This is a genomic window from Algoriphagus halophilus (genome assembly GCF_041729275.1).
In the GTDB taxonomy this organism is placed as follows: Bacteria; Bacteroidota; Bacteroidia; order Cytophagales; family Cyclobacteriaceae; genus Algoriphagus; species Algoriphagus halophilus_A.
In genome coordinates, this window is the sequence record NZ_CP146486.1 from 980,096 (window position 1) to 1,000,842 (window position 20,747).

Consider the following 20,747-nt stretch of genomic DNA (forward strand, 5'->3'; position numbering starts at 1 on the left):
ACTGAATTCCTTAACTACTACTATTTACTAATATCTGTTTATCACTTACTTTTTGATTGGTTACATGGATTAACCTTCAAAAAAGGAAGTGTTGATCCATTGCCAAACGAAAAAGCTATTGTCGTTTTGACCATTTTTATATTTCTGCCATTCCAAATCCAATGCATTTTTCTCAATCCATGGATTAGAGCGTAGCATATTTATTCTGTCTTCCACAAAATCGGACAAAGGACCTCCTATCCATTCACGCTGAGGGGTTTGAAGGGGTCTTTTAGGGGCTAATGCAATATTTTCCAGCTGCTTTTTGACCAATTGTCGAGGCAACCACTTTCCTTGGTCTTGCTTGATTTTCATTTCCCTTTTTTGGGCAAATGCCATTTCTACCAACCGATAATCTAGGAATGGTTCTCTCAATTCGGAACTATGCATCATACTTACCCGATCATTGAATCGGAGGGCTCTAGGAATTTTGGTAAAATACACATCCCTGTATTGCTTGTTTTGGAGTGGATTATCAAATGGTTCTGGATAACGTATTTCTCTCGCTTTGGCACAAAGCTCTGGGGATATCACATTTGGCCGTGTCAATGAACTTTTAATTCCCTGTACCAAAGCATTGGAATCGCTCCGGTAATAATCATAACCTGCCCAGGCCTCATCCATCCCCTGTCCATCCAGTAAAACCAAGAAGCCTTTCTGCCTCGCCCTTTCAAAAATCCTTGAATAGGCAATGGTAGGAAATCCCCCAAATGGCTCGTCCTGGAAATAGGCTACTTTCTCTATTAAATCCGGAACCTCGGATTGAGATAAAAGAACAGGGTTTAATGGACTTTTGGTTTTGGAAATTAAATCCTTGACCCATAGTAATTCATCATAGCGCTCATCTCCGGTGTAGAAAGAAAATGCTTCTATATTCTCCATTTCACCTTCCTTGATCCTAGAAATCATGGCCAAGAGAATCGAGGAGTCCAAACCTCCACTCACATTAAAACCGACGGGGACATCCGATCTAAATCTTAATCGGATGGAATCCAGTAACAATTCCAAATACTCTTCTTGAAGCCTTTTCTCGTCCTCAAAAACGGGCTGACTCTTGACCTGATCTACAAAGTCATAGTATTGACTGATCTGAGGCCTGTGATCTCCTTCTCGATACCTAAGACTATGCCCTGGAGCTAATTGGTAAATGTCTTTGAAAAAGTCTCCTCAGGATACCCATAACTCCCATGAACGAAATAATCTGCCCAAACTTCCTCATTCAGCCTTTGGTGGACACCTGCTGCAAATAAAGTTTTGATTTCACTAGCAAATACAAACTGGTACTGGACCATCGAATAATAAAATGGCTTGACTCCAAATCGATCTCTCGCAGCAAAAAGCTGTTTCTCCTCCATATCCCAAATGGCAAAAGCAAACATACCATTGAGATAATTGATCATATTATCCCGGTACTTGAGATACATTGCCAACAGCACTTCTGTATCAGATTTCGTTCTGAAAGGGTAATCCAAGGATTGCTTTAACTCTAGGTAATTATAAATCTCCCCGTTAAAAACAATCACAAACCGCCCGCAACTACTGAAAAATGGTTGGTTTGCCGCTTCAGATAGATCCAAAATAGAAAGCCTGTTGTGACCTAGGCAAACTTCTTCCCCAGACCACATTCCCTTGGCGTCTGGTCCCCTGTGGGTCTGCTTTTCAAGCATACGCTCAAGGGCAATCTTATTTTCAGGATTTCTTCCGACAATACCGGCTATTCCGCACATTCAACTATGTTTTTATACGTTACTTCTGCCTTCTTCCAATCTTCCTGGGTATCCAAATTGGCATAATAAGACTTATCTGATAGCTGGCCTACTGTTTTGCCTCCAACAAGTACTCTGTGTTCCCTGATCAGGGAGACTTTGGAAATATATACTGATCCATCTCTGTGGTAGGCCATGGGCAGCTCCTGTCTTCTTGGGATCAAAGTGGGTTCCCCTGTGGCAATGGATAGGCTTCCTTCTGGATCCATTTTAAAAGTCCAATGTGGATTGTATTCATGGGGAACCTCCAAAACCGAAATAAGTGAGTCTGCATGGGTATCCACAAATTTTTGGATACAGGCATCTATAAAACCCTTGGGACGGAAGGGGCTAGTCGGTTGCAACAAACAAACCGCCTCGAATACCTCTCCGTTTTGCTCAAAAAATCCAAGGCATGTAGCACTACATCTATGGAAGGGGTTTTGTCTTGTGCCAACTCTTTAGGTCGCAAAAATGGAACTTCCCCTCCATAGGATTTTGCAATCTCGGAGATCTTTTCCCCATCTGTACTGACCGCTACTTTGGTTAAATTCTTCGAGGCGAGGCCGTCTTTGATGGAATAGGCAATTAATGGTTGATGACCGAGTATTCTGATATTCTTCCCGGGAATTCCTTTTGATCCTTCTCTTGCGGGGATCAGACCTAGTATTCTCATTAAAAGGTGATGGTTTTATGAAAAATCAAGGGGAGTTCTGCTAAGTGCTGCGCAATTTTCTCACCTGCATCTCCATTTCCGTAGATGGTAGAGATTTGTGGTTTTGGCGAATTTTCTATTTCATTGAGCGCCTGAAGAATTTCTACTCGAGAATAGCCAACATCTTTGACATTATTCCCTCTTTCTCTACTGTTTTGTCGGGAACCGATATTCACGACGGGCACTCCCATAAACGCACATTCTCTAATTCCTACAGAACTATTTCCTATGAGGCCTTTACTGGAGTAAAGCAGCTTTAAGAAGTCCTGGGGTTCCATATTTTTAAAGAAATGAAAATTCTCCAAGTCATGTGTTTCCCTGAAAGATCTGATTCCTGTACTGGTTCCATCCGCTCCTGCATCGACATTTGGCCAAAACCAAAAAACAGGTTGATTTAAACTATACATAGCATGTAGGGTCTCCTCAATATGAAATCTTGAATTACCTACTTCCGTGGTGACAGGGTGTTGCATGACTACCCAATACCCATTGGAATAATCCAGTACTTTTCCTACTCCACCATACTTTTGAATGGGGTCAAAGTCTAACTTGGGGCTTTGCTTTATTTCATAGGCCAAATCAATACTGGGACAGCCCGTATTAAAGACATAAGATGGATTTTCTCCCAGTTTCACTACTCTTTGATACGCATCCTCGGATGCCACGAAATGGTAATCAGATAATTTGGTAATCGCATGCCTCACTTTCTCATCTATATTTCCCGTTACTTCACCTCCTTGGATATGTGCCAAAGGGATGTTCATGTAACTGGCGGAAATTGCCGTGGCCATGGTTTCAAAACGGTCTGCCACCGTCACCACAATATCAGGGTTCAGGTTATTGAAAACAGTGGAAAGCTCCAGAATGCCTATTCCTGTTGTTTTTGCAGCAGCAGTCAAGTTCTCTCCCTCCAGTACATTAAAAACTTTTGCAGAAATCTTAAAGCCGTCTTTCTCAATATTATTTACTGCATTGCCATACCGGTCCAGTAATGCGGAAGCGGCTACTACCAATTGCAATTCCAAATCAGGATGATTGTTAATTGCTGCCAATGCAGTTTTAATTCTGGAATAGGAAGGGCGTGCAGTAATTACAACACAGATTTTTCTTTTCATGAGTCTGTCTTAAGATCTTCTGAATTCAGAAAATCCCATTTTTCTAGATTTCTATTTAACTCTTTTCCAAGGACTAATTGGTATTGAGAGGCAGGAATTCCTTTGTCCCCTGGTTTTTTGGATTCTAAGTCATCCACCGTCAGTAGATGACCTTTTGGTAAGTCTTTATTTACTGCCAGGGATTTTCCAAACATCACTTTCAACTCAGAATATTTCTGGTTTTCAGATTTCACCACTGGATTTCTTAAGGCACTTTGGATTTTCTTAATTCCCTCACAGAGCACCTTTGTTTGGTCTATGGTAATGCTGGCAGGGGAATCTGGTCCAAATTGCCTTTTGTCAAAGACCACATGAAATTCAAAAATCTCTGCTCCCAAAGTTGCCGCTGCTAGGCATGCAAAAATATCTCCACTGTGATCTGAAAACCCAACAGGTACCTGATACCGTGCTTTTAATTCAGCCATCACATTTAAACCCCATTGTTCCGGTTGTGTGGGATAAGCTGTAGTACATTGTAAAATACTTAGGGCATTACCAAAGGACCTTAAAAAATCAACCGTTTTGTCCAATTCCTCAAATGAACTCATCCCTGAACTTAGCATGATCGGTTTGCCGGTACGGGCAATTTTTTCCAACATCAACAAGTTTCCAATTTCTCCTGATCCTATTTTATAGGATTCCACCTGTATTGATTCCAGTAAGTTCACTGCTGCATTACTGAAAGGGGAAGAGATGAATTTCAGGTTCTTTTCTTCACAATGTGCTTTTAATCCCTTCCATTGCTCTGGAGTAAACTCCATTCTTTTCCAGTAGTCAAAACGGGTATCGTCCTGCTTTGAAAACTTCACCGAAAAGGTTCAAAACTAGAAGATTCTGCTTCAGCTATGTGGGTTTGAAATTTTACTGCATCTACCCCTGTTTCAGCCAACGCATCTATAAAGGCATGTGCATTCCCCAGGCTTCCATCATGGGCCTGGCCTATCTCGGCAATTATCATCTATCGAATTAAAATAAATACTCCTCCTTCATCAAACACATTTCCAGACCTGGTTTGGTATTTCACTTTATAAACATAATTACCATTTGGTGCTGGTTTGCCATTCAGTGTACCGTCCCAACCTAAATCTTCCAAAGAATCTGAATGGTAGATCAGTTCTCCCCATGTGTTAAATACATAAAAATCAAGACTGGCAAGTCCTCTATGCATCGGTTTATAATACTGGTTTTTGACACCATCCGGAGTAAAGGCATTTGGCATCATCAACAAATAATCATCCTTCACATCCACCAAAATCGAATAGACACTTTGACAACCAATGGAGTCTGTTGTTTTCAATGTGACAGTAAATGTACCTTTTTTGGAATAGACATGGCTTGGATTCTGTTCTGTACTGGTAGCACCATCACCAAGATCCCACTCCCAAATAATGACTTCCCCACTGGACATGTCTTCAAAATCAACTTTCTCAAGAATCTGAATATCTCCGTTGCTAACAATGATTCCATCGCCTTGGTCGGCATGGTATTCAAAGTTGGATTGTAACATCTCTTCAGCGATCCTTACCAGGATTCGTTGCGATTCTGTCCAACAACCTGAACCTTTCAAGGAGGAACTCACTTCATAATTTCCTGAAACATTTACGGCACTTACTTCATTTCCTGTCAAGGCATTACCCAATGGGCTAATGATATTGTATTCATACACGGATGGATTGTAGCCTTCAATGTAATTGGTCAAATCCACCGTTTCATTTGGATCACAAACGATGGAAGGGTTAGAAACTCTCAAATTCGGGAATGGGCTGACTTTCACTTCCACTTTTTAGGAATCACTCCACAGACTCCCTCGCCACTTACCATCGCATAGTACTCATAAGGTTGATCTCTGGAAGGCAATCCCGAAACAGTCATTTCACCCTCTGAATCAATGGTATAGGTAACTCCATTGACCACACCTGACTGCAGTGGATTATTCATTTCCCCATCAAAGAACCAAGTGAATACAGGAGCGTTGACATTGCTTGGAACTTCTGGAGTGAGAACCGCATCTTGCCCTTCACAAATTTGCTGATCTTCCAAACTGATCTCAGTAGGTACTTCTACCAAATCCAATGGTTCTGAAAGAGTGATGGTACATCCTAATGCATCTGTGATTTCAAAGACAAATTCCCCTTTGCTGATTCCAGATACCGTCACCTCCCCGTTTTGATCAGAAGTTTGGGTTCCCTGGCTTACTCCATCTTTGAGTACTTCTACAGTATAAGGAGCCATTCCACCTGTTAATGCTAGGGTAATCGATCCATTAGACATATCACAGGAGGGATTGATAATATCTATGATCTCTCCTTCCAATGGACTATCTGGACCTACTATTTCAATATTATCCAGTGTGATCTCGCAGGTTTCAGGAGTTGAAATGGTAATGCTATGAATTCCTCTAGGTACATTTTCAAACAAACCGTTATCCTGAGAAATCTGACCATCTAATGTAAAGGTATAATTCCCTGAACCACCTGTAGCAGTTACTTCAATAGTTCCACCATCCTCAAAACAAACTTCATCGGTCTTGACATAGGTAGCAGATGGTGTGCCATAAACCATGGCCTCTGCTTCCGCCACAAATCCAGTACAAACCTCTTCTCCAACAGCTATTACATAATATTGATAAGGGGTGGCTGACACAGACAAACCAGTGATGGTCAATTCCCCTGTGGAAGAATTGATTTCATAGGTAATACCTTGCCCATTAGGAGTAGAACTTGAAGGGATTTTTGGCTGATATTGGCATCGAAATACCACTCAAAAGTTGCCCCGGGCTGGCTGGATCAATAGATGGGGTAAATACCACTTGTTGTCCTTCACAAACAGCTTGATCATCCACCAAAACCTGGGAAGGCCCATCAACCAACTCCAGTTCTGAGGAAATGATCTGACAACCTTGTGCATCTTCAATTTCCAAGGAATAGATACCTGCTCCAAGTCCAGTCATCGCAATGGAACTTCCGGAGTCTTCAATCGTCTGAAGAATTGCTCCGTCTTTGATCACAGTAACTTGGTAAGGGCTCCAACCACCAGTTATGCTTGCTTCAATCTTTCCATTCAATGCTCCACATCCAGGGTCTATTCCCTCCAAAGGAGTAACTTCCAAGGCAGATTCAGGACCCTCTATAGTAAATTCCAGTTCCTGAGGACATCCTGCAGGCGTGGTCACTTCTACTTGATAAGTTCCTGCAGCAAAGCCCATCAACTCAAACTCGCTTTGTGAAATCGGTGCAGCGGAATTGATACTGTATTCATAAGCTGGATTCGTTCCTGATAGGAATGATACTTTTCCATCTTCCCCACCAAAACATGAAACTGGGCTTGTTTCCAGAGCCACTGTTGGTACTGCAAATACCTCTACATCTACTTTAATTTCCTGACCAGTACAAGCGACATAAAAATAGTATTCATACACACCTGCCGGAAGTCCATCGATGAGCAGTCTCGGGTTTAACCAATCCGAGTCGTCTACAGTATAATTCACGCCTGGGATGCTAGTATCAGGCCCTGTCGTGATCAATCCTTGTTGTCCTGCATCCTTGTACCAGAAAACCTCTGTAAATGCTGCTGGAGGCAGATTAGGATCTGGTGCCAAATGAATAGGTCTGATTTCTACTTGCTCCTCTACGCAAACGTCAATTGGTGGAACAATATCATACACTGGATCTGAAAGTGTTCCTACTTCAAATTCAAACGAAATGGAACAGCCTATGGCATCAGTAACTACAGCATAATAAGTGTCAGGCAATAAGTTATTTGCTCCGGTCAGGTCACCCGGAACCACAGGGCCATCAAGGGCACCTTTATGCCATTCTATTGTATAATCGCCCCAACCTCCACTCAGCTGAATATCTTTGATTACACCATTAGCCAATCCACAGGATGCCCGCTCGATGGAGTAATTCGTATTGATGGATATTGGAGCTGCTGGTTCTTTTACCTCAATTCCATCCAAGGTGGTAATACAATCCAAATCATCCTTGATACTTACCTCATAGATGCCTGCAGGTAACCCAGTAAACAAACCATCATTTTTAGAAAAATCCTCAAAAATTCCGTTATCCCCTGACAGGCTAAATTCAAAATCTGAGTAATTATTTCCTGGAATTTGTGCTTGAATACTTCCCGTAGATTCCCCAAAACAAGTTTCAGTCACGATCGGAGGATTCAATTCAGGGCCTGGAGTCACTAAAATTTCTGTAGGAATATATCCTTGATCACAGATTCTATCTCCAGTAACCAGTAAATAATAGATATAAGGGCTTGGATTGGATGTCAAACCGGTAACAGACAGTTCCATGTTTGGACTGATCTCATAAGAAAGATCACCCACTGTCAATCCATCCGTAATTTGTTGATAGTTTCCGAAGCATCTTCATAATACCAGCCATAGGTCGGAGTTCCGGTAGAAGGATCATTGATATCAATGGTAGCAGTCCCTACCTTTCCCTCACAGATTTCAGAACCAAGAGTGGTAAAATTAGATGGTTCATCTCCCGGCACCTCCATAGAAATGCTTGTGTTACAGCCTTGCGCATCTATTACTTCGATCGTATAACTTCCCTCTGCTAGTCCAGAGACAGCATAAATTCCATTTGAAGTGACAGGAACATCTACTCCCCCACTTTGACAGACTGATAAGGCATGTTACCTCCGCTTACCACAAAATCAATCTGCCCATTTGGTAGTTCGCAATAGGCATTGTCAATTTGCGACGGGGTAATTACCAACCCTTCTGATGGGCCTTCTATGATCACCTCTTCCACAGGAGTACTACAGCCTAGGGAAGGTGAACTTCCATAAATTTGATAAGTCCCTGCAGGTAAACTTGAAAATTCTCCCGAGGTGTTGTTTCCAATTGGATTACCTGTTTCATCCAATAAATAGTAGGTGACATCGGTAGCTCCAGTGACGGTACCAATAATTTCCCCTACGTAAGCCAAACACCAATCATCGGTATGTGAAATGGTAAATTCTATTGGTGGGTTTACTAGAACAGTCGCTTTGGTAAGTACGTCCCCTATATATGGACAAAAATTACCTCCAGTTTGAGATTGTGACGCTGCCTCCACATAAAACTCATAAGTAGATGTACCTGCGGAATATTTCAATCCGGATAAAGTCAATTCTCCAATGGAAGAAATAGAAACCTCCACTGGGTTACCTCCGATTGTCACAGTAGATCCATTCACCAATGCTCCTCCTGCCCGATTGGCATTTTGATACCATAAAAAATTAGGCGTTTCTCCTGAAGGATTATTTGCAGGATCAATCAAAGGCAAAAATGAAACATCCTCCCCTTCACAAATGGTTTGATTAGGCACTTCTATATCCACGGGAGTACCATCTTCTTGATCTACAATTACCTCTACCGTTTCGTAACAACCGCCATTTTGGGAGTCTGATGGATTCCAAACGTTTAAAGTATAGATTCCTAAATTGATTCCATCCAATTCAAAGGTGGCTTCACCATTCACCAAAGGACTTACAGAAGCTCCGGATTTTCCAATTGAATTACCATTGTAGAGCCATTCATAATCAAATCCATCTACTAGATCACCTACAATGATGTCAAAAATTCTACCATCTTGCTGACCATCACAAGTAGGATTTTCTATGGAGGCATCTTGAACCTTTACGGGAAACGGATTGGCAACCACTGTAATCTTTGCTGGTTGTGAGGTCAATCCATAATTATCGGTTACATTATAATAAACTGATGCCTCTCCGGTGAAGCCTGGTTCAGGCTCAAATCTAATTGTTGCTTTATTTCTTTCGTCTTCAAAATTACCAGTGTTCAACTCCTCCAAAATGGAGTAAAAGTCCCTATTTTCACACCATTCTGAAATACAGGAACTTCATAATTATCCGGATCACATTTTGCAGCACATAATGAACCGTCAAATCCACAGTCATAATTTGTAGGCGGAACCGTGTTATCAGGTGGACCTGGATTGTTTTCAAATAGCTGCATACAGGTAATAAAAGCATCTGAACCTGCTTGAAGAACGACTGGAAACTCAAACTCTAAATCCTCATCGATACAAATAATTTTATTCTGATCGGAAACTTGTGGTAAAAGTGCTTCAGAAATATCTGCAACGTTTACGTTTACATTTCTAATTTCATGATTATTCTTTCCATACCCAGTGCTCCCTGCAAATCCTATTTTTAATCGATCGGGAGCATCGAATGGATAATCAATGGGGGAAATGAAACTAACTGCTGACCATTCGCAGTAGTATTGACCAGCATTGTAATTTCAATATTGTATCCAATCCCTGAACTTTTAGGGGTCAGTTCAATAAAAACTTTTCTATAACCCGGCAACAGACAATCCGTAGTTCTTACTACACTACTGTGATCAATATCAAACCATTTTGTCGGATCAGCATCTAAAGGTGGCGGTGGGAAATAGTCAATTCCAAATGCATTGACTTTTTTTGTTACATACCTCTCATATACATCGTAATTAAGAATTTCTGGCCCTCGAATGGTAATACTGTTTGAAATTCTAGGGTCCCAGTTTGCAAAAGGTTCTCCAACTGTCCCTACTCCAAAATTCCCCCATTCATCAAAACCTATTCCTACGTATCCACCGGAAATCCCTGGCTGCAAGACAGAACCATCTAAATCTATATAGGGGGCATAAGCCAATGAACCACCTAAGTATCCAATGTCAATGGGCTGATCGGCATCAAACATGAAAAAACTAATACCATCGGCGTTTCCCCTTGGATCAGGAGGGCCGTAAGAAAAATACTCGAATGAGGCTTTTATACCAAACTCCGAAGAAAATGGAATATCAACTATCGCATAGCCTGAATGCCAATATTCCAGGGGAGTTAATTGTAATGATTGTCCTGTTGGATTTGCGGAAAAAGGCTTGATGATTGTATTAGGTGTTTGATTTTCTGGCAATCCTTGATTTGCAGGAATTCTTATTTCTCCTCCAAGAATTGTGTAATCAAAAGGCCCGCTTCCCTGAAAAGGCTGACAATATGGGAATCCCTCACGAGGAATAACAATCACCTGAGCCTCTGCTGAACTCAGTACAAAAATTGAATAGCAAAAAATACTGGCCGCTAAAGCAAACAGCTGAGTCTTCTTTTGAAAAGAAGTCATTACGAGTCTAGCAAGGCCAAGTAAAATTTTTGCCATTTACTTTATTTTATCCATCTATAATTCCTCAAAGGTGTGTAAAAACGCAACCTCATGCAATTGATTTTTATGATATTCAACCTGCAATTTAAGAGTCTAAAAAGTAAACAAAAACTATGCAACTTAGTAGAATAAGCAAAAAAACTATAAGGAACTCGCTGTGAGTTCTTTTTCGGAAGTGCTTTTGATGGTCGTATACTTCGATTTTAGCTTTAAAAATCTTTTTTCAAAATATTGGTAGGAAAGGTAAGATATTACGATAGTCAATACCAAAGAAAGAATGCCCAAGGACGCTAATTTTAGACCTTTTGGAAATGGTAAGAATTGAATGAAGGGGACTAATAATAACACGATCAGCTTGTGGTATACATAAATCCCGTAAGAAAGCTTTCCGATGAAATTGAAAAATTTGTTTTCCAAATTAAGGAGGGGTTTTTTGAGGGTGATGTTTGAAAGGATCAATGAAAGCGTGACCAAGGCCACCAACTGGTGATCTACTAACATGGAAAATCTGAATTCCTCTAATAGCATCACCATTAGGCTGATCAGCACGGTCCACTGAGCAACTTTACTGGTAAAAAATTTAACCATTTTACTTTTTTGGTGATATAGAACGGCCCCAATCCCTCCTATTCCCATGCAATCAAACCGGTTTACTTTCAATACTGAATAAAAAATATCACTATCTGTGTATTTAAAGATCACTAGTGCAAACACTTTTAAGGCATAAAATGCCAAAACAAACACAAAGAGCTTGGTCAGGATTTTTTGGTGTTCTTGAACAACCAAGGCCAGAATATATAAAATTGCTCCTCCACCCCTATGGACCATAAATGACTGATTGCCATCAGTCCCGCTCCAAGAATAAAAGGCACATTGGCAAAAAAGGTTAAGTAATAGAGAAGTTCTGCTTGAATAATACTGGTATCTAGAAAAAAGTAAAGGCAAGCAGCAGAAATAAAAATATAGAGGTAATAAATCGGCCAAATCCTCAGGATTCTCCGAATGTAAAAATCCTTCAGTTTGATGGTCCCTGACTTTTTTTGCTCCATCAGTAATAAACTGGAAATCAAAAAGCCACTTAGGGTAAAGAACATGGTGACTCCATAATTGGCAATGTCCAATTCATCGATCTCCAATTGCGGATAAATATAATTGGCTCCTGTGATAATATGCGAAAGAAGGACTGACAAAGCTGCAATCGCTCTGATTCCATTTAAACCTTTGTAATAAAGGACCTTCTTTGCTTGAACCATTAATTTCTAGGAGAAAAATTAAATTTGATGGGGATCATAAACTTTTAAATTGAACAGTCAACTCTGGGGCTGGAGGCCTCGAATCATTTTTTATTTTAAATAGTTTTGCATATATCCGATGTTCCAATCGGTTAATTTCACCAGTTTTTAATTCTGGAAGGCTGATCAATTCAGGCACATGGTTATTTCTTACAACTTTGTCAAACACCAGATTGTTTTCGGGAGTTAATTGATTTCCCATATGATGGACCAATGTATGTAAGGTACTTAATCTCCAAGTACCTAATTCGTTGATCGGTTTATCAATCCAGTTCAATTCACTACCCGATCCAATTTTGATAAAACTAGGTTCTTTGGGCATTCCAAAAAACAATTCCCTTCTAATGGTAAACACCTGATGGCCGCTTCCCATTACAGCTTGTACTCCTTTGCTATCCACTACAGGCAACAAGCCATCATACCCAGGATCATAATTCCAACCATAGGATTCATACACCTCTTTGATCATTTCATGCTCCGAGGTTTCTTTGAACTTAAATCCCAATTCCCCTTTTATGACCGCTTTTTGGGTGGAAGAGGAATGATAATACATATGTCTGGCGATCGGAAAAGGCGCCACAGAACCTGCTTTGGGAAAATTCATGAAAACCTTTTCCACTTCCTCCTGCCAACCATTCCTAAACAGTATATCACTATCAGATAAGGTAATCAGTTCCTCCCTACATCCTCTGGCTGCGCCCATGATGGCATCAATTTTACCCACATTTTCTCGGTGGGTTATCAAGGTCTCTATGACCCCTTGATCCTGCAAATCCCTCAACCAAGTTTTCACTTGATCGCAGGAACCATTGTCTACCACCGTAATTGCAGATCTTCCATGCTGAGTCAAATGCGCTGATTCAATGCACAATCGGTACACTTCCATCAAATCCTTGAAGTAGCCAGAAATCTCCGGAATAAACACAGGAATGATGATCCTGTGATGATATTTTTGGGCAATTTTGGAATCTAATTTTGCAGGGTTAATTCCTGTTCTCATGACTTCTCCATCTTTTTGGAATTCATTCCAGAGCGTTTAAAACAATATTTATTCAGATTCTTCCACCAATTTCCGGACAACTCTGGCAGGTCTTCCCATTACCAAGGTATTGGGAGGCACATCATGGGTGACCAAAGATCCTGCTCCTACCATGGAATTCTCACCGATGGTACAGCCTCCCAAAATCACCGAAGCGGCTCCAATGGAAGCACCTTTCCTGATAATGGTGCGTTGAAATTCATCTGGATATTGTTTGGAACGGGGATATTTATCATTGGTAAACGTGACATTCGGACCGATGAAAACATCGTCCTCTACCGTCAAGCCATCCCAAAGGAAAACACCGGATTTCACGGTCACCCGATCCCCAATCAACACATCATTTTCAATAAAGGTATGACAGTTGACATTACAGTCTTTTCCAATGGAGGCTCCTTGCAAAACAACTGCATATTGCCATATACGGGTATTTTCTCCAATCTTTTTGGTTTGGACGTCAGCTAGCGGATGAATCATTGGATTGTATGAATTTCAAATAGTCAGAATAATCTCGTATGTAATCCTTCTCATTGTATTTTTCACTTGCCAACACCAAGCAAACCGCTCCAGAAGAAAAATTGATTTCGGAAGCCCAAATACCTGCAGGAATCATCAATCCCAAGTCAGGTCTATTCAATAATACTTGCCTTTTGGAATTCCCATCATCCAATAGGACTTCGAAAGCTCCACTGACTGCCACTAAAAATTGATGGCACTCGTAGTGGGCATGGGCTCCTCTACTTTCCCCTCCCGAATATCATATAAATAGAATACTCTTTTGGTTTCAAAAGGCAATTCTTTCAGGTTGGTGACTGGAGTGATATGGCCTTTTCGATCTCCTAATTTTGGGAGATACACCAAATTGCAATCCCAAATTGTCTTATTCGCCATTTTTTAAGGTTTGGTATTGTTGAAAATCCCGAATATAATCTTCTTTCAGGTATTCTGAATCAGATAAATGCAGCGCGACAGAATTGGTTGAAAAATTTTCCAAATGCCTCCAGGTCATCTTTGGCAAGAACAAGGCCTGATAGGATCTATTCAAGGAAGTTCTGGTTTCATTCCCTTGTTCATCCGTAATGACCACATCGAAGGATCCACTTAAGGCAATAATAAGTTCTTGTTGCTTCCTAAATGCATGCCCTCCACGGATTTCTCCACCTGGAACATCATAGGTCCAAAACACTCGTTTGATTTCAAATGGAACTTGTTCCGGGTATTGTAGAAAGGTTAAATTCCCCTAGGATCGAATATTTGCGGAAGTTTTACTTGCCCATTATTCTGCATGTCTTGAATCAATTTTCAATGGTAGAAGGTTCAAACTTGGTCTGATACCACAGGGCGGTAAAGAATACCTGCCGAATGGTAGGATAATATAATTTAGGGTGCTTCTTGAAGTTCTCAACAATCCCCTTCACATCCAAATAACAATAAGGCTTATAAGAAAACAATTCGGAATTCGGTAAATTTTCCAGCTGTTCCCTCAACATGGGATTTTGTAAAATCAATTCATCCCAAGGAACCGACAACCCTACTTTTCTATGCTGCGTGATGTAATCAGGAAGCTTTTTACCAATACTGTTCATCAGCAAGTCTTTGCCTTTTCCTTTGATATGAAAGTACCTATCCGGAAGACTTCCCACACCTACCACTAGGTTAGGATCCAGAAATGGATCTCTACACTCAATGGATGCTCCCATGGTGGTGCGGTCATTTCTGTCGTTCAACGTGTACAGATGAGTATGTTGCTCCAGGTATAGCAATTGCCGTAAACGGTTGTTGGGATATACTTTCTTGGCCTCTTCCAAAATTCGAACTCTAAAATCCGGAAGCAAATTCGAAGATAGAACTCCCAGTTTTTTTAGGTCGGCCAGGTAGAGCTCATTGGAATTCATGAGGATTTCTGCCTCTATATTCCCCATTCCCAAATAGCGTTTCATTTTTCTCAATCTGTCATTTTTCAACCATTTGTCCGGAATAAACCGAATTAAATTGAGCAGTCTATATCGGAGTTCGTTGTCATGAACTTTATACCTCACATAACCCCCAAGGATCTCATCCGCTCCTTCCCCAGAAAGCAACACTTTCACCTCGGACTTTGCCTTTTCGGATATTCCCAACAAATGACCATCAGAAAAATGCATGATGGGTTCATCGTGTTGGAAAATAGATCTGGTGGTCAAATCTACAAGTTGCTCCCGATCAAACTCATAGCTATGGAAATTTGCCCCAAGCTCATTAGATAGTTTTCTGGCTAAATGGGACTCATCATGCTCTTTATTGCTGAATGAAATATTCCATGCGCTTAGATCCTCGAATCCTTGGCTTGACTGGCTATATAGGGTACTGCTACTGTCCAAACCTCCACTTAATAAGGTGCCTACAGGCACATCAGCGATCATCCTCAAACGGATGCTGTCATGGAAGGTCCCCTCAAACCATTCGTAGGGATTGGAGATGGTTTGTTGGGCAGCGATCTCATTCCCCAAGTGAAACCAGCGTTCTGAATGAACCTGATTTCCTGAATCTTTTAATCGAATCAGGTATCCTGGCAACAACCGGAAGATATTTTTGAATACGGTGTTTTCTCCGGAGGTATATCGGTAAAGGAATAATTCGTCAAGCTGAGATTCCTGGATCTCTTTGGGAACTTCTCCTGCCCAAAGGGCCTTGATCTCACTGGCAAAATAAAAACCACGAGCATTGTTGGAATAGAACAATGGCTTCACGCCGAATCTATCCCTTACCAAAATCATTTCCTGATTTCTTTTATCTAAAAAAGAAAATGCGAAAAATCCATTGAGTCGGCTTAGGCAATCTGTCCCATATTCCATCAACAGGAATAAGAGAACTTCGGTATCAGAGGTGGTTTTAAAGCTGTACCCTTTATTTTTTAGCTCTGGATAAAAGGTTTTGAAGTTAAAAATCTCTCCATTAAACACTAAAATGTAGTTCCCACAAGGAGACTCGAAGGGCTGGTTGGCCCCTTCACTCAAGTCCAAAATGGAAAGTCTTCTATGTCCCAAGCCAATTTTACCCTCAGCCCAATGAGAGCCTGCATCGGGCCCTCTATGAATCAAAGATTCCCGCATTGCCATCAGAGTGGATTCTGAAGCAGGTAACTCTTTATTCCAAAACCTACAATTCCACACATGTATTGTTAATTAGTTTGCATTAAGGATATATACCTATCTGTGATGATTTTCATGTTGTTACAATAATCCACATGCTGCTCGATATACCTTCTGTTTTCTTCCAAAGCCTCTCCCACCTGAGTTCCGGATTGTAATGCGGACTCTATGGCATTTGCTAGTTCAATGGGCCGACATGGAGCTACCAAATGTCCGTTCTTTCCATTTTTGATAAATGGCTGATTGGCGGGAAGGTCTGTAACGACAGGGTAACAGCCTGATGCCATCGCTTCAAACAAGGAACTGGAAACTCCCTCTGTGGTGGGAACCGCAACATAATAGCGACATAAATCCATCAGTTCCGGTAATTGATCATTAGGAACATGCCCCTTTAAAATCACCGCCTCCTCCAATTGATATTGGTGGATTAAGGATTCTACTTCCGCTTTTTCTGGTCCTTCTCCGACCATATATCCTTTTATAGGAATCGACCTGTCCCGTAAGATCTTAACTGCCTCTACGATATCGATATGCCTATATAGATCATAGAAGGATCTGGTCACAATAAAAGCAGGCGTCAACTCCTCCTTATCGGGACATTGGTATCGGGATAAATCAATCCCTTTGGGCAACACCATGATTTTGTAAGGGCTAGCTCCTGATTCCAACATGGCATAGGTCATCACATTTCCCCAAGCATGGATCAAATCCGCTTTTTTGTAAGCTAACCTCTGGAGGATACTTTTATAGAAACCTGAGAATCCACCTTCTGGATAAACGTCGGTGATTCCCTGTTGTGCCACTACTCGCTTTTTGGCATGGACGAATAAGGAGAAAAACCCATAACTGGTCGCACGCTCTGCCAAAACCAAATCATAAGGTTTGGAGAATCGGGTCAGAAGCAACTTGCCAAAAAAACCCAAGGCAGCAAGCATTCTCAAAACCCTTGAATTTCCTTTCGGCAATTCCCTGGTTTCCAATTTTACTCCCAAGTTGGCTTCGACTCCCTTTATCCAACTGATGGCGTCTGCCCGGTAGGTTTCTCCTAGAAATAAAATTCTCATGAAATAATGGAGGTGTTTTTCAAAAAGCCAAGCACACTGTTTGGCTTCCAGTTAAGTTCATCAATCGCCTTCTGGGTATCAAAGGTCAGCGTACTGGAAAGCTTTTTTACTTTCAAGGAATTTAGAGGAAAGAATGGGAAAAGGTCACCGATCTTGGCAACCAGCTGTATAGGAAGTTCCGGTATGGTTTTCACACGATACCCAAATCGTGACGCTATTGATGAGTCAATTTCCGATAAACTGGCAGGTGCAGGATCACATAAATGATAAATACCTGGAGTTTTGTGCGCTAGTTCACCGATCAGCTTGGCCACATCTTCCGCCAAAACCATGGACTTTTTGTTGAGTCCTTTCCCGATCCTTAAATACATCTTTTTCTTGATTGCCTTCGCTATGGCCGATAGGTTACCGGGAGGGTTTTCACCCACCACCAACGGGAGCCTAAAAATAAAAGTCTTTACTCCATTTTTTTCAGCCCATTCCAAAATCAGGTTTTCTGCCTCAATTTTACTTTTCCCATAGGGGGTTTCCCCTTTGAGAGGGGTCGATTCCTTGACCATATATCCTTCATCCAATCCATAAACCGCCACGGTGCTGATGTAAACAAAGAGTTTAGGGATCTCTTTCAGACTCCTTAATAGTTTTTCTGTACCACCTACATTGACATCAAAAAAGGACTGTTTTTCGGACTCGGTTTTGGGGATAAAATGAGCTGGACTCGCAGCATGGATCACCCAATCCACCGTAGGAACCGAGGGCAAGTCCTTGCTGAAATCAGCCTGAAGGGTGTTCTCTGCTGATCTACCCATGGTGATGACTTCATAGTCTTTTTCCAATGCCCTGAAAATATAGGTTCCTAAAAGCCTGTTCCTCCCGTTAATAAAATCTTCATGAATATACTTCCTCGATTCCTTTAAGCATTTTTCGTGCAAGGAAGTCTGCATCAAATTCCTCTTTGGCTATTGCCATACTTCTTGCCCCCATGTCCTCCAAAATGGCTCGATGATCCTTTAAATAAACCAACAGATCAGCTAATTGGGCTGGATCGTTGGGCGACAGTGTATAACCGATTTTATTCTTGTCTAAGAAATCCCTCATCCAACCTTGGGTGTTTTGGACTACAGGTACTCCGGCTGATAAGGACTCAAAAAACTTATTGGGGGAAGAGGTATCCAAGACTGGCGTTCCTTTTAATGGAACCAACGAGACCATGGCATGCTGAATGAGAGGAACCAATTTATATTTTGGCATCAATCCTAATCTAATGAGGGTATTTAATCCTTCCTCTTGAATTGCTTGATCGATCAATTCCCTTTGTTGTCCTTCCCCAATCATCAGAATTTGGATATCATTGACTCCTCTTTCCTGAAGAATTCTTGCAGCATCCAATAACCAAATTGAATTATTGACCTCTCCTATATTCCCTGTATAAATGGCATAATGATAGGGCTTGACCGATGCATCTGCCGGAAAATTGGCGGGGGTAGAAAACAAGGATATGTTCGCCGCATTGGTAACTGAAATCACCTTGGTTTGAGGGGATTTTTCCAAAATCTCCGACTTCATCCCTTCTGAAAGCGCTACCACAAGACTGGAGGATTTGTAACAAAACTTTTCAAAGGCCAGGGATAATTTCTTGAGCAATGGGTTCTTGATGATCCCAAGCTCTATGGCTCCATCGGGCCATAAATCCCGAACTTCAAACACCAATTTCCTTCCACGAAAATACCTCGCTATCAAACCAGGCACCCCTACGGTGATGGGGCCACTGGAGGCAATAACCAGATCACAGGAATAGGTCAAGGCATACCAGCAGGAGATAAAGGAATAAGCAAGGAATGAAAAATCCTTTTCAAGAATGGCTGTCTGTTATCAATTCGTACATTAATGATAATGACTTTCACCCCTTCATAATAGTTCGTTTGAATAAACTTAGAAGCAGAAATATCGGATTTTGAATACACACTGGTAACCACCGTCACTTGATGTCCTTCTTTTACCCATTCTTTGGTAAACTCATGAACTCTTGTACCCCAAGATCCTTTGGAGGTGGCAAAATATTGATAGAAATAAAGGATGTTCATGAATTTGGCTCCTCCAATAAGGATAAAAAATGTTTTAGCTTCCCGGACTTCTCCCGATTGATCCGATCCACTTTTTTGATGACAATATGAAGCCCCTTTTCCACATATTGATCGAATGCTTCGTTAATAGTCAGAATGGTATTTTGATCTAATTCCCTAGATAAAACCAAATCCACCTCAAAGGTGTCGCGCTTGGTCTGGCGAACCTGATATTCTTGTAATGTTCCCAGCTTGGTGTTCAAATGCTTGGAAATATAATAAAGACAAAAACCGGATGCATTTCTACCTGATGGTAAAACAATGGTATCATTCAAACGACCGTTGAGTTGGGTCAACTCATCTTGGATTGAATTCCTATCCCTTTTAAAAGCACCTAAATCCCCCACCTCGTAGCGGATAAAAGGCATGGCTCTGTTGTAAATGTTCGTAAAAATCAAATTCCCTCCTTTTTCAGGATTCAAAATCTGATTGTTTTCATCCGCCACTTCAGTAATCACTGTTTCAGAGGAAAGCCTTCTTTTACCTTCTAAGTCTGTCATGGCAAGAAATTCCAATTCAGAAGCTCCGTATTCATTGTAAACTGGGAGCCCAAATTGTGCTTCAAGAAATACCTTATCTTCTTCTGTACATTGCTCGGAAGTCACGATGGTACCTTTTAAAGTAGGGCAGATGTCCTTTAGAACGATCCCTTTTTTCTGTAGATACCGGGCAAAGTACAATTGGGAATTGGTATACCCATAGGTATAGATAAACTTCTTTGTTTTGAAATTCTGGATATAAAACTCCATGTTTTGATCTGAAAAATCAAAAACGATGAACCTGTACCGGTTCATGAGTTTATCTTTTAGCCTTTCCTTATGGTACTGGGGAAACCCTAAAGGGATGCCATAAAATCTTGCCTGAAAATCATTTTGCGAAAACCCGATTCTCTGGTATCGATCCACGATCAATGCCCAGGTCATGCTATGACAGAATTTATCCTTGGCAAATTTTAAGGGAATTCCAGATGAGCCTGAAGTATTTCCAAAATGCAGGTCTTTTTTGGAAATCCCTTGACTCAGTTTCTCAGAAAAATCCACTTGAACATCCTTTTTCTTGACAATGGGCAAATCTTCCCATCTGTTTGGAAAATGCTTTCCTACCAGTTTTTTATAAAGTGGATTATGTTCATAGTGGAACTTGGCAGTTTCCCATCCTTTTTTGGTTCTCCAATCTTCAAACTGGTCTTTGGAGTAGGATTGTAGGGTTGCCAACTCTTTTTGGGCCGCTTCAATAGGGTATCCCTGAAACTTTAATAAATCAAGAATATTCAACATG

The 20,747-nt window shown here is 41.1% G+C and carries 26 protein-coding genes; all 26 read right to left on the minus strand.

The genetic code is table 11. The annotated features are described in order from the left end of the window. Window positions 1-69: 69 nt before the first annotated feature. The gene (locus tag V8V91_RS05260; RefSeq protein WP_373399141.1) at window positions 70-1,047 is read right to left on the minus strand and encodes an asparagine synthetase B; all 978 of its coding nucleotides are present in this window, start codon (window positions 1,045-1,047) and stop codon (window positions 70-72) included. Window positions 1,048-1,175: 128 nt separating this feature from the next. Next, window positions 1,176-1,766 carry an asparagine synthetase B gene (locus tag V8V91_RS05265; protein ID WP_373399143.1) on the minus strand — a complete coding sequence of 197 codons (591 nt, stop codon included), beginning with the start codon at window positions 1,764-1,766 and terminating at the stop codon, window positions 1,176-1,178. After that, entirely contained in the window at window positions 1,754-2,089 is a 336-nt protein-coding gene (locus V8V91_RS05270) for a hypothetical protein (RefSeq protein ID WP_373399145.1), read from the minus strand. Before V8V91_RS05270 ends, V8V91_RS05265 begins: the two co-directional genes overlap by 13 nt. A gap of 20 nt (window positions 2,090-2,109) precedes the next feature. Next, window positions 2,110-2,460, minus strand: coding sequence for a cytidylyltransferase domain-containing protein (locus V8V91_RS05275; protein ID WP_373399146.1), 351 nt, complete (start codon window positions 2,458-2,460; stop codon window positions 2,110-2,112). Further along, window positions 2,460-3,614: a UDP-N-acetylglucosamine 2-epimerase gene (gene neuC / locus V8V91_RS05280; protein WP_373399148.1), complete on the minus strand. Its 1,155-nt coding sequence runs from the start codon at window positions 3,612-3,614 to the stop codon at window positions 2,460-2,462. The genes V8V91_RS05275 and neuC overlap by 1 nt, the downstream gene beginning before the upstream one ends. After that, on the minus strand, window positions 3,611-4,462 hold the full coding sequence (locus V8V91_RS05285; protein WP_373399149.1) for an N-acetylneuraminate synthase family protein: 852 nt from the start codon (window positions 4,460-4,462) through the stop codon (window positions 3,611-3,613). Before V8V91_RS05285 ends, neuC begins: the two co-directional genes overlap by 4 nt. Next, window positions 4,459-4,611, minus strand: coding sequence for a hypothetical protein (locus tag V8V91_RS05290; RefSeq protein WP_373399151.1), 153 nt, complete (start codon window positions 4,609-4,611; stop codon window positions 4,459-4,461). The genes V8V91_RS05285 and V8V91_RS05290 overlap by 4 nt, the downstream gene beginning before the upstream one ends. After that, on the minus strand, window positions 4,612-5,433 hold the full coding sequence (locus V8V91_RS05295; protein WP_373399153.1) for a PKD domain-containing protein: 822 nt from the start codon (window positions 5,431-5,433) through the stop codon (window positions 4,612-4,614). Beyond that, window positions 5,424-6,413 (minus strand): SprB repeat-containing protein, encoded by a 990-nt coding sequence (locus tag V8V91_RS05300; protein ID WP_373399154.1) that lies wholly within the window; start codon window positions 6,411-6,413, stop codon window positions 5,424-5,426. Before V8V91_RS05300 ends, V8V91_RS05295 begins: the two co-directional genes overlap by 10 nt. Further along, entirely contained in the window at window positions 6,361-7,995 is a 1,635-nt protein-coding gene (locus V8V91_RS05305; protein WP_373399155.1) for a hypothetical protein, read from the minus strand. Before V8V91_RS05305 ends, V8V91_RS05300 begins: the two co-directional genes overlap by 53 nt. After that, window positions 7,992-8,165, minus strand: a complete 174-nt coding sequence (locus tag V8V91_RS05310; protein WP_373399157.1) for a hypothetical protein — start codon at window positions 8,163-8,165, stop codon at window positions 7,992-7,994. Before V8V91_RS05310 ends, V8V91_RS05305 begins: the two co-directional genes overlap by 4 nt. A 104-nt stretch (window positions 8,166-8,269) precedes the next feature. Next, window positions 8,270-9,457 carry a hypothetical protein gene (locus tag V8V91_RS05315; RefSeq protein WP_373399159.1) on the minus strand — a complete coding sequence of 396 codons (1,188 nt, stop codon included), beginning with the start codon at window positions 9,455-9,457 and terminating at the stop codon, window positions 8,270-8,272. A 370-nt stretch (window positions 9,458-9,827) separates the two neighbouring features. Next, entirely contained in the window at window positions 9,828-10,817 is a 990-nt protein-coding gene (locus V8V91_RS05320; RefSeq protein WP_373399161.1) for a hypothetical protein, read from the minus strand. 144 nt (window positions 10,818-10,961) lie between these two features. Next, a complete protein-coding gene (locus V8V91_RS05325) occupies window positions 10,962-11,648 on the minus strand; it encodes an acyltransferase family protein (RefSeq protein ID WP_373399163.1) in 687 nt (228 codons plus the stop codon). Further along, window positions 11,576-12,073, minus strand: coding sequence for an acyltransferase family protein (locus V8V91_RS05330; RefSeq protein WP_373399164.1), 498 nt, complete (start codon window positions 12,071-12,073; stop codon window positions 11,576-11,578). Before V8V91_RS05330 ends, V8V91_RS05325 begins: the two co-directional genes overlap by 73 nt. Window positions 12,074-12,107: 34 nt before the next feature. After that, window positions 12,108-13,112, minus strand: coding sequence for a glycosyltransferase family A protein (locus V8V91_RS05335; RefSeq protein ID WP_373399166.1), 1,005 nt, complete (start codon window positions 13,110-13,112; stop codon window positions 12,108-12,110). A 48-nt stretch (window positions 13,113-13,160) separates the two neighbouring features. Continuing rightward, window positions 13,161-13,628, minus strand: a complete 468-nt coding sequence (locus V8V91_RS05340) for an acyltransferase (RefSeq protein ID WP_373399168.1) — start codon at window positions 13,626-13,628, stop codon at window positions 13,161-13,163. Then, complete coding sequence (locus tag V8V91_RS05345) at window positions 13,609-13,851, minus strand: WxcM-like domain-containing protein (RefSeq protein WP_373399170.1); 243 nt, start codon at window positions 13,849-13,851, stop codon at window positions 13,609-13,611. Before V8V91_RS05345 ends, V8V91_RS05340 begins: the two co-directional genes overlap by 20 nt. Continuing rightward, complete coding sequence (locus V8V91_RS05350) at window positions 13,851-14,042, minus strand: WxcM-like domain-containing protein (RefSeq protein ID WP_373399172.1); 192 nt, start codon at window positions 14,040-14,042, stop codon at window positions 13,851-13,853. Before V8V91_RS05350 ends, V8V91_RS05345 begins: the two co-directional genes overlap by 1 nt. Then, window positions 14,032-14,337 (minus strand): WxcM-like domain-containing protein, encoded by a 306-nt coding sequence (locus V8V91_RS05355; protein ID WP_373399173.1) that lies wholly within the window; start codon window positions 14,335-14,337, stop codon window positions 14,032-14,034. Before V8V91_RS05355 ends, V8V91_RS05350 begins: the two co-directional genes overlap by 11 nt. Before the next feature lie 109 nt (window positions 14,338-14,446). Then, window positions 14,447-16,303 (minus strand): asparagine synthase (glutamine-hydrolyzing), encoded by a 1,857-nt coding sequence (gene asnB / locus V8V91_RS05360; protein WP_373399174.1) that lies wholly within the window; start codon window positions 16,301-16,303, stop codon window positions 14,447-14,449. An 8-nt stretch (window positions 16,304-16,311) separates the two neighbouring features. Then, complete coding sequence (locus tag V8V91_RS05365; RefSeq protein ID WP_373399175.1) at window positions 16,312-17,346, minus strand: glycosyltransferase; 1,035 nt, start codon at window positions 17,344-17,346, stop codon at window positions 16,312-16,314. Then, entirely contained in the window at window positions 17,343-18,290 is a 948-nt protein-coding gene (locus tag V8V91_RS05370; RefSeq protein ID WP_373399176.1) for an NAD-dependent epimerase/dehydratase family protein, read from the minus strand. The genes V8V91_RS05365 and V8V91_RS05370 overlap by 4 nt, the downstream gene beginning before the upstream one ends. Then, complete coding sequence (locus tag V8V91_RS05375; RefSeq protein WP_373399177.1) at window positions 18,235-19,149, minus strand: glycosyltransferase family 4 protein; 915 nt, start codon at window positions 19,147-19,149, stop codon at window positions 18,235-18,237. The genes V8V91_RS05370 and V8V91_RS05375 overlap by 56 nt, the downstream gene beginning before the upstream one ends. After that, window positions 19,146-19,430: a hypothetical protein gene (locus tag V8V91_RS05380; RefSeq protein WP_373399178.1), complete on the minus strand. Its 285-nt coding sequence runs from the start codon at window positions 19,428-19,430 to the stop codon at window positions 19,146-19,148. Before V8V91_RS05380 ends, V8V91_RS05375 begins: the two co-directional genes overlap by 4 nt. After that, window positions 19,427-20,746, minus strand: coding sequence for a phenylacetate--CoA ligase family protein (locus V8V91_RS05385; RefSeq protein WP_373399179.1), 1,320 nt, complete (start codon window positions 20,744-20,746; stop codon window positions 19,427-19,429). Before V8V91_RS05385 ends, V8V91_RS05380 begins: the two co-directional genes overlap by 4 nt. Window position 20,747: the final 1 nt, after the last annotated feature.

Bases quoted from the DNA above. Each gene is read 5' to 3' on its own strand.
- V8V91_RS05335 (WP_373399166.1), bottom strand. From the start codon at position 13,112: ATGAGAACAGGAATTAACCCTGCAAAATTAGATTCCAAAATTGCCCAA.
- V8V91_RS05290 (WP_373399151.1), bottom strand. From the start codon at position 4,611: ATGATAATTGCCGAGATAGGCCAGGCCCATGATGGAAGCCTGGGGAAT.
- V8V91_RS05330 (WP_373399164.1), bottom strand. From the start codon at position 12,073: ATGGTTCAAGCAAAGAAGGTCCTTTATTACAAAGGTTTAAATGGAATC.
- V8V91_RS05370 (WP_373399176.1), bottom strand. From the start codon at position 18,290: ATGCAGACTTCCTTGCACGAAAAATGCTTAAAGGAATCGAGGAAGTAT.
- V8V91_RS05325 (WP_373399163.1), bottom strand. From the start codon at position 11,648: ATGGTCCATAGGGGTGGAGGAGCAATTTTATATATTCTGGCCTTGGTT.
- V8V91_RS05350 (WP_373399172.1), bottom strand. From the start codon at position 14,042: ATGGCGAATAAGACAATTTGGGATTGCAATTTGGTGTATCTCCCAAAA.
- neuC (WP_373399148.1), bottom strand. From the start codon at position 3,614: ATGAAAAGAAAAATCTGTGTTGTAATTACTGCACGCCCTTCCTATTCC.
- V8V91_RS05365 (WP_373399175.1), bottom strand. From the start codon at position 17,346: ATGAGAATTTTATTTCTAGGAGAAACCTACCGGGCAGACGCCATCAGT.
- V8V91_RS05310 (WP_373399157.1), bottom strand. From the start codon at position 8,165: ATGGAGGTGCCGGGAGATGAACCATCTAATTTTACCACTCTTGGTTCT.
- V8V91_RS05340 (WP_373399168.1), bottom strand. From the start codon at position 13,628: ATGATTCATCCGCTAGCTGACGTCCAAACCAAAAAGATTGGAGAAAAT.
- V8V91_RS05320 (WP_373399161.1), bottom strand. From the start codon at position 10,817: ATGGCAAAAATTTTACTTGGCCTTGCTAGACTCGTAATGACTTCTTTT.
- V8V91_RS05275 (WP_373399146.1), bottom strand. From the start codon at position 2,460: ATGAGAATACTAGGTCTGATCCCCGCAAGAGAAGGATCAAAAGGAATT.
- V8V91_RS05380 (WP_373399178.1), bottom strand. From the start codon at position 19,430: ATGAACATCCTTTATTTCTATCAATATTTTGCCACCTCCAAAGGATCT.
- V8V91_RS05385 (WP_373399179.1), bottom strand. From the start codon at position 20,746: ATGTTGAATATTCTTGATTTATTAAAGTTTCAGGGATACCCTATTGAA.
- V8V91_RS05265 (WP_373399143.1), bottom strand. From the start codon at position 1,766: ATGTGCGGAATAGCCGGTATTGTCGGAAGAAATCCTGAAAATAAGATT.